The 7355-nt window shown below is 74.2% G+C and carries 9 protein-coding genes and 1 pseudogene; 2 read left to right on the top strand and 8 right to left on the bottom strand.

Annotated elements, in window-relative coordinates; all coding sequences use genetic code 11:
- From KBX39_RS17850 to KBX39_RS17835, 4 genes are all read right to left on the bottom strand, one after another.
- Positions 1–190 (bottom strand): DUF6510 family protein (locus tag KBX39_RS17850; protein WP_210871615.1); only part of this gene is annotated, 190 nt, incomplete at its 3' end.
- Between the two features lie 17 nt (positions 191–207).
- Positions 208–927 (bottom strand): ferredoxin reductase, encoded by a 720-nt coding sequence (locus tag KBX39_RS17845; RefSeq protein ID WP_176722796.1) that lies wholly within the window; start codon positions 925–927, stop codon positions 208–210.
- Positions 928–967: 40 nt separating this feature from the next.
- Positions 968–1567 (bottom strand): sulfite oxidase-like oxidoreductase, encoded by a 600-nt coding sequence (locus KBX39_RS17840; protein ID WP_043324587.1) that lies wholly within the window; start codon positions 1565–1567, stop codon positions 968–970.
- A 50-nt stretch (positions 1568–1617) separates the two neighbouring features.
- Entirely contained in the window at positions 1618–2652 is a 1035-nt protein-coding gene (locus KBX39_RS17835; protein WP_064446173.1) for a TerC/Alx family metal homeostasis membrane protein, read from the bottom strand.
- Between the two features lie 243 nt (positions 2653–2895).
- Between KBX39_RS17835 and KBX39_RS17830 the strand changes: the two genes are divergently transcribed.
- Positions 2896–4074, top strand: a complete 1179-nt coding sequence (locus KBX39_RS17830) for a CaiB/BaiF CoA-transferase family protein (RefSeq protein WP_210871613.1) — start codon at positions 2896–2898, stop codon at positions 4072–4074.
- Positions 4075–4084: 10 nt separating this feature from the next.
- On the opposite strand, the gene KBX39_RS17825 is transcribed toward KBX39_RS17830, so the two are convergent.
- Positions 4085–4492, bottom strand: a complete 408-nt coding sequence (locus tag KBX39_RS17825) for a DUF2267 domain-containing protein (RefSeq protein WP_064446174.1) — start codon at positions 4490–4492, stop codon at positions 4085–4087.
- A 166-nt stretch (positions 4493–4658) separates the two neighbouring features.
- Between KBX39_RS17825 and KBX39_RS17820 the strand changes: the two genes are divergently transcribed.
- Positions 4659–4928, top strand: a complete 270-nt coding sequence (locus tag KBX39_RS17820; RefSeq protein ID WP_030502657.1) for a DUF2795 domain-containing protein — start codon at positions 4659–4661, stop codon at positions 4926–4928.
- A gap of 297 nt (positions 4929–5225) precedes the next feature.
- Here KBX39_RS17820 and KBX39_RS17815 read toward each other — a convergent pair whose 3' ends face one another.
- The 3 genes and pseudogenes from KBX39_RS17815 to KBX39_RS17805 all read right to left on the bottom strand — a co-directional run.
- Positions 5226–5894 carry a hypothetical protein gene (locus tag KBX39_RS17815; RefSeq protein WP_113973803.1) on the bottom strand — a complete coding sequence of 223 codons (669 nt, stop codon included), beginning with the start codon at positions 5892–5894 and terminating at the stop codon, positions 5226–5228.
- 44 nt (positions 5895–5938) lie between these two features.
- Entirely contained in the window at positions 5939–6910 is a 972-nt protein-coding gene (locus KBX39_RS17810) for a pirin family protein (protein WP_113973805.1), read from the bottom strand.
- A gap of 16 nt (positions 6911–6926) precedes the next feature.
- Positions 6927–7355, bottom strand: a pseudogene (locus KBX39_RS17805) (cell wall-active antibiotics response protein); the annotation flags it as partial.

Genomic DNA, 7355 nt, shown 5'->3' with positions numbered 1-7355 from the left:
CCATCACTCCGGAACAGGCGGGACATCGCCCGACCAGGCCCGGGGCGTGCGAGTAGACGTGTAGCCCGGCCATCGGGCCGGTCATCCCGCAGGTGTCGCAGCGCCCGGTGGTGGCGCTCAGGTCGACGGCGAACACCTCGCGCAACGGCCCGTCGAGCATGTTGCCATCCAGGTAGGACAGGTCGGTCATCCGCTCTCCTCGGGTCGTCAGCCGGTCGGGCCGAACCGTTCGGTCCGCACGCGCCGGGTCGGGTGGCCCAGCCCCACCAGCAGGTCGGCCACTGTCTCCACGAATCCGGTGGGGCCGCAGACGTAGCAGAGCGGCTCCAGGTCCGGCGGCCAGCCGTGGCTGTTCACGTCGGCGAGGCCGATCCGGTGCGGCTCGCCGCGCCAGCCGTCGGGCGCCGCGCGGGTGTAGACGTACGCGACGTCCAGGCCCTGGTCGTCGCGGGCGCGGCGGCGCAGCTCGTCGGCGTAGATCACGTCGTCCGGGGTGCGCACCGAGTAGACGAGCCGGAACGGGGTGCGGCTGCCGGCGGCCCGGCGCGCGCGGATCATCGCCATCAGCGGCACCACTCCGGATCCGCCGCCCACCAGCAGCACCGGCGCGGTCTCGTCGGTACGCCAGACGAACCAGCCGCCGACCGGTCCGCGCACCTCGATCGGGTCGCCCTCGGCGTAGGTGTCGGTCAGGTATGGCGACACCTCCCCGTCGGGCACCCGCTGCACCGTCACCTCGATCCGCTCGCCGTCGGCCGGGCCGGCCAGCGAGTACGACCGGGCGGCCTGGTAGCCGTCCTCGGCGGTCAGGCGCAGGTCGACGTGCTGCCCGGGCAGGTGGCCGGGCCAGCCGGGCACGTCCAGCACCAGCGTCTGCGCGGTGGGCGTCTCGATCCGCCGCTCGACGAGCCGGGCCACCCGCCACATCAGCGGCGCGACGCGGCGGCCCTGCGCCTGCGCGGTCACCTCAGTCGCCCTGGTAGCGCTGCTCGCGCCACGGGTCGCCGTAGTCGTGGTAGCCGGCGGTCTCCCAGAAGCCGGGCCGGTCGTCGACGAGCAGCCGGATGCCGTGCACCCACTTCGCCGACTTCCACAGGTACAGGTGCGGCACGAGCAGCCGCGCCGGGCCGCCGTGTTCGGCCGGCAGCGGCCCCCCGTCGTACGTGTGCACCACCCAGGCCCGCCCGCCACGCAGGTCGTCCAGCGGCAGGTTGGTGGTGTAGCCGCCGTAGGAGTGCGCCAGCGCGTACCGGGCGGTGGTGTCGACGCCGTCGAGCAGCGTGTCCAGGGAGACGCCCTGCCAGGTGGTGCCGAGCTTGGACCAGCGGGTGACGCAGTGCAGGTCCACCGTCGGGGTGTCCTGCGGCAGGCCCATCATCTCGTCCCAGGACCAGCGGTACTCCGCGCCGGTCTCGCTGGTCAGCACGAACTCCCAGGTGTCGAGCGGCACCCGCGGCGTCGGGCCGGCGGAGAGCACGGGAAAGTCCTCGGTGAGGTACTGCCCCGGCGGCAGGTCGGTCGCGGACGAACGGGGCCGGCCCTGGAAGCCCGGCGAGACGATTCCCACCCGTCAGTCGTACCACCGCCGGCCGTGCCGGGGCAGCGGTTCCCACCGAGTCAGGCGCCGCCTCCGCCCTGCACCTCGTGCACGACGGTGCGCTGGCCGTCGCCGCTGTTGCGGGTGGCCCGGAGGCTGGTGATGGTGACGATCACCAGGACGCCGATGATCACGCCGAGCGAGGCCAGCGTCGGAATCTCCGGCACGCCCTCCCAGATGCCGTGCGCCCAGTGCAGGCCCAGCTTGAGGCCGATGAACGCCAGGATGACGGCCAGGCCGTAGCTGAGGTGCACGAGCCGGCTCAGCGCGGCGTGCAGCACGAAGTAGAGCGCCCGCAGGCCCAGCAGCGCGAAGGCGTTGGTGGCGAAGACCAGGTACGGGTCCTCGGTGATGCCGTAGACGGCGGGCACCGAGTCGACGGCGAACACGATGTCGGTGGCCAGCACCGCGACCACGACGAGCGCGAACGGGGTGAGCGCCCGGCGGCCGTTCTGCCGGATGGTCATCCGGGTGCCGTGGTATTCGTCGACCACCGGCATGACCTTGCGCAGCAGCCGCACCGACCGCATCTTGTTGATGTCGACCTCCTGCTCGTGCCCGCTGAGGGCGTCGCGCAGCAGCTTCACCGCGGTGGCGACGAGGATGAGCGCGAAGAGCAGGAAGGCGAAGTCGAGCGTCTTGAGCGCGGCGGCGCCGAGCGCGATGAACACACCGCGCAGCACCAGGGCGCCCGCGATGCCGTAGAGCAGCACCCGCTGGGCCAGGACGGAGGGCACCGCGAACGCGGCGAGCAGCAGCATGAAGACGAACAGGTTGTCGACCGACAGCGACTTCTCGACCAGGTAGCCGGTGAGGTACTCGATGCCCTGCTGGCTGCCCCAGCGGGACCAGATCCAGGCGCCGAACGCCAGCGGCAGCGCGATGTAGAAGGCCGACCAGCCCAGGGCTTCACGGATGGAGACCTCGTGCGGCTTGCGGGTGACCAGGAAGTCGAGCACCAGCAGCACGAGCACGCCGACGATCGTCACCGCCCACAGCGTGGGCGTGCCGACCGACGACAGTTCGGCCGCAGCCAGCGGGGACAATTCGGGCATGGAACCTCCTCGAACACCGTGTCATGTTCGAGGTCTCCTTCACCCACGTTTCCGTGGGCAACCACCCGGGGCTCGCCTCGGCGGCTTGCCGTACTGACCGGAATGATTTTTGGGAAGTACTCCCCTCGCCTGGACAAGGCTAGGTCACCGCCGGACCGGACGCCAAGTCGGGACACGGATGCTTGCCCTGGTCAACAGACTGGGCGGCGGTTCAGGGCATGGTGCCTGGTCACCGCGGCCCCTATGGTGACGCAGGTGACAGTCCAGGGACCGCTGACCGGCGTACGGGTGATCGAGCTGGCCGGGATCGGCCCCGGGCCGTTCGCGGCGATGATGCTGGCCGACCTCGGCGCCGACGTGGTGCGCATCGACCGGCCCGGCGGCGGCGGGTTCGGCGCGTTCCCGGGCGACCTGCTGAACCGCAACCGCCGCTCGATCGCGGTGGACCTGAAGCAGCCCGCGGGCCGTGACCTGGTGCTGGCGCTCGCCGCCCGGGCCGACGCGCTGGTGGAGGGCTTCCGGCCCGGGGTGACCGAGCGGCTCGGCCTCGGCCCGGACGACTGCCTCACCGCCAACCCGCGCCTAGTGTACGGGCGGATGACCGGCTGGGGGCAGGACGGCCCGCTCGCGCACAGCGCCGGACACGACATCGACTATCTGGCGCTGACCGGGGCGCTGCACGGGGTGGGCCGGGCCGGTGAGCGTCCGGTGCCGCCGATGAACCTGCTCGGCGACTTCGGTGGCGGGGGCATGATGCTGGCCCTGGGCGTGGTCGCGGCGCTGTACGCGGTACGCGGCGGCGCGCCCGGCCAGGTGGTCGACGCCGCCATCGTGGACGGCGTCTCGGTGCTGGCCACCCAGATCCACGCGCTGCGCGGCATCGGGCTGTGGCAGGACCCGCGCGGCGTGAACCTGCTCGACGGCGGCGCGCCCTTCTACGACACGTACGAGTGCGCCGACGGGCGGTACGTGGCGGTCGGCGCGCTGGAGCCGCAGTTCTACGCCGAACTGGTCCGGCTCACCGGTTTCCCGTTGGACGGCGACGACGGCCCGGACAGCGGCGACGCGCTGGACCGGGACGACCCGGCGAACTGGCCGGCGTTGCGGGCCGCCTGGGCGCGGCTGTTCCGCACCCGCACCCGGGACGAGTGGACGCAGCTGCTGGCCGGCACTGACGCCTGCGTGGCGCCGGTGCTCGACTGGGCCGAGGCGCCCGAGCACCCGCACCTGCGCGCCCGGGACACCTTCGTCGCGCCGGACGGGGTCACCCAGCCGGCGCCCGCGCCGCGTTTCTCGGCCACCCCGACATGTGTGCGGCGCCCGCCGCCGGGGCCGGGCGAGAACACCGACGAGGGCCTCGCCGAGGCGGGGGTGGACGCCGCCCGGATCGCCGCGCTGCGGGCGGCCGGTGTGATCGCCTGATCGTGGGCGGTCAGCGCCGGCGCGCGGCGGCCGGGGCGAGCGCCGGTTCCACCATGTCGCGGTAGTCGCGCGGGAACTGGACCACGACGTCCTGGAACTCGCCGCCGCCGATCGCCTCGCGCATCGTGGTGAACACCGCGCGTACGGCGTCGCGGGCGGTGTTCTCGTCGCAGTCCGCCCGGCGGGCGACCCGGGCCACGAACTCCGCCGCGCCGAACCGCTCGGCCGCCTCGTCCCGCGGGTACGGGCTGAGCAGCCCCTGCAGCGGCTTCGGCAGTTGCGCGGCCAGGTCAAGCACCTCGCCACCGGTCAGCCGCTGCGCGAACGTCTCCAGGGTGGCCGCGGTGAGCGTGGCGGCGCGGTCCTCGCTGGTGCCGGTGAGCCGGGCGACCCGGCCCACGAACGTCAGGTAGTGCATCGGTGGTACCCCCTTCGGTGCGCCCAGCGCGGCTACCCGCCCCGGCGCGGCGGAAACGGTTGCGACGGGGCGGCAGGTTTTCCGGCGGCGGCGGGCGTGAGCGGCGGCGCGGCGGGTAACCGCCGCCCGGTCGTGACCCCAACTACTGCCGCGAGGAGCCCGACTGATGGCGAGTTACTCGGATGTCCTGGAGTACCTGTCCGCGCTGGACTACCCGGCCGGGAAGGACGACGTCATCCGCGAGGCGGAGCGGGAGGGCGCGCCGCCGGACGTGTTGCGGGCGTTGCGCGCGCTGCCCCCGGTGGACTACGCCAACGGCACCGAGGTGGCCCGCTCGGCCGGCATCGACGCGGCCCCGGAGGTGAGCCGCTCGCAGCGCGCGGCGCAGGCCCGGGACAACCACCCGCGCGTGTCGCAGCACCTGCGCGGCATCTGAGCACGGCGGGAGAGCCGGCGGGCGACACGGCCGCCGGCCTCTGCGCGTGCGGAAAAGCTGGGCTCCTCTGTGGCCGGTCGCGCAGCCCGGACAGGCGAGCGCCCCGGGTCACGAACCGCGACCTGGGGCGCCACGCAGCACCTGTCCCCCGCGGTTCACGCCCGAACCGGGTCGCGACCGCGAGGCGGTGAGATGTTCGCCCGAACCGGGCGGGCATCGCTGCCACGATCATCATACGACGCAACATCAGCCGAACGGGTGAGAATCGCGGAACTGTGTCCGGGCGCACGTACGCGCTCAGGCGGTCACCTCGGCGTACCGGCGTTCCAGGTCCACTCGCGCCAGCGCTCCGACCAGCCACGACAGTTGTTCCGACTCACCACTGCCGGCCAGCCCGGCTAGGTCACCGGCGGTACGGCCCAGGCCGAGCCGGCGGGCCGCCGCGAGCGCTCGACGGTCGGCCACCGGCGCCGCCTCGCGCCACAACGCCTGCGCCTCACGCAGGAACAGGTCGCACACCTCGTCGTCCACTCCGGGCAGTGCGGTCAGCAGCCGCCGCTCCCCCGCCGGGTCCTGACGCGCGGCGGTGCGCAGCCGGCGCAGGTCGCCCCGGTACGTGTCGACGACCGTGCGGGCCAGGTCGCCGAGCGTGTCGGCGAGCCCGGCCAGGTCGCCGCGCAGCCCGGCGGCGCGCAGCACGCGTACCCGGTCCTCGTGGCGCGAGCGGGCCATCCGCGCCGCCGTGTCCCACCCGGCGTCCCGCAGCGCCGTGGCCGCGTCGACCGCGCGGTGGAAGTCGCCCCGGCGGGCCAGCAGGACGGACAGGTAGAGGACCTGGAACAACTGGGCCGGGTTGTTCGTCACCCGGAACCCGAAGCACTCGGCGAAGCCGCGGCCGTCCCCGGCGAGCCGGCGGGCCAGCCGCTTCTTCTCCTCGACGCTGCGCGTGGCGGTGTGTGTCGGCATGCCGCCGACTACCCAGGCGACGGCCCGGCATTCGGGTACGACCGTCAGCCGCGTACGCCGCCGCTGCGGTCGCGGGCCTTGAGCCGGGTGGTGGGCAGCGCGGGCGCGGGCAGCGGCGGCGCCGCGTCGTCGGCGACGACGCCGAAGCGGCGGCCGGCCATCCAGTCCTCCCGGGCGGCCACCACCTCCTCGTGTGAACGGCCGACGAAGTTCCACCACATCACCAGCGGCTCGTCGAACGGGGTGCCGCCGAGCAGCAGCAGCCGGGTCCCCGGTTCGGCGCTCAGGGTCAGCGCGCTTCGCCCGAGGCCCAGGTACAGCAGCGCGCCGGGAGCCAGCGCCACGCCGTCGCAGTCGGCGGCGCCGGACATGGCCAGCAGCGCGTACTCGAAGTCGGGGCGCAGCGGCAGCGTGGCCGGCGCCGCGCCGCGGGCCTCGAGCTGCGCGCCGACGAGCGGGGTGTGCACGACGGCGGGCGAGCGTTGCCCGCCGAACTCACCGACGAGCACCGTGACGTCCAGGTCGCCGTCGCGCAAGCGGGGCAGGTCGGCGTGGTGGGCGAAGTCCGGGTCGCCGGCGCGCGCCGGGTCGGGCAGCGCCACCCAGAGTTGTACGCCGTGCATGAGCGGCGGGTGCACCAGCGGGGAGCGCTCGGAGTGGGCGATGCCGCGCCCGGAGGTCATCACGTTGAGCTGGCCGGGGCGGATGGGCTGGACGTTGCCGAGGCTGTCGCGGTGCAGGATCTCCCCGTCGAGCAGCCAGGTGACGGTCTGCAGGCCGGTGTGCGGGTGCGGCGGCACCTCCATGCCGGGCCGGTCGGCGACGTCGTCGGGCCCGAAGTGGTCGACGAAGCACCACGCGCCGACCATCCGGCGCTGCCGCTGGGGCAGCAGCCGGCGCACCGTGGTGTAGCGGCCGAGGGGGACGTCGTGCCCGGGCAGCAGCACGCTGCCCGGGTCGGTCGGGCCGACGCCGGGCGGGAGCGTCTGCGCGGGCAGGGATTCGGTGCGGTCCACCGCCCCGACTGTACGCTCAGTCCGCCGTGACGCTCACCGCGTTCGCGCCCGCCGCCAGATCGAGGTAGAGCCGTTCGGCCGCCCGGTCCCAGCCCGGTGAGCTGACCAGGTCACCGGCGGCGATCCCGCCGTGCCGCTCGTCGTAGACGGTCAGCGAGCCGGCCCCGGCGGCGACGCGCACCCGCACCGGCGGCCCGCCGGGCACGGTGACGGTCAGCTCGCTGACCCCGCCGGTCATCCGGACGGTGAGCGACCCGTTCAGCCGGGGCAGCAGCAGCCGGGTCCGCGACGCGCCGCCGACCAGGTCGATCCCGGCGAGCCGGGCGTCGCCCAGGTCGAGTCGCTGCTCGCTGACGCCGCCGACGAGCCGTAGCCGCCAGGTGACCCGGGAGTTGAGCGCGACGTCCACGGCGGCCGGCCCGCGACGGCCGTTCTCCTCGACCCG

It is taken from the genome of Micromonospora sp. D75 (assembly GCF_018070405.1).
GTDB lineage: Bacteria > Actinomycetota > Actinomycetes > Mycobacteriales > Micromonosporaceae > Micromonospora > Micromonospora chalcea.
Note: the sequence above shows the minus strand (reverse complement) of the source record. Positions and strands in the feature narration are given on the sequence as shown.

Bases quoted from the DNA above. Each gene is read 5' to 3' on its own strand.
- KBX39_RS17845 (WP_176722796.1), bottom strand. From the start codon at position 927: ATGTGGCGGGTGGCCCGGCTCGTCGAGCGGCGGATCGAGACGCCCACC.
- KBX39_RS17835 (WP_064446173.1), bottom strand. From the start codon at position 2,652: ATGCCCGAATTGTCCCCGCTGGCTGCGGCCGAACTGTCGTCGGTCGGC.
- KBX39_RS17830 (WP_210871613.1), top strand. From the start codon at position 2,896: ATGGTGACGCAGGTGACAGTCCAGGGACCGCTGACCGGCGTACGGGTG.
- KBX39_RS17825 (WP_064446174.1), bottom strand. From the start codon at position 4,492: ATGCACTACCTGACGTTCGTGGGCCGGGTCGCCCGGCTCACCGGCACC.
- KBX39_RS17820 (WP_030502657.1), top strand. From the start codon at position 4,659: ATGGCGAGTTACTCGGATGTCCTGGAGTACCTGTCCGCGCTGGACTAC.
- KBX39_RS17815 (WP_113973803.1), bottom strand. From the start codon at position 5,894: ATGCCGACACACACCGCCACGCGCAGCGTCGAGGAGAAGAAGCGGCTG.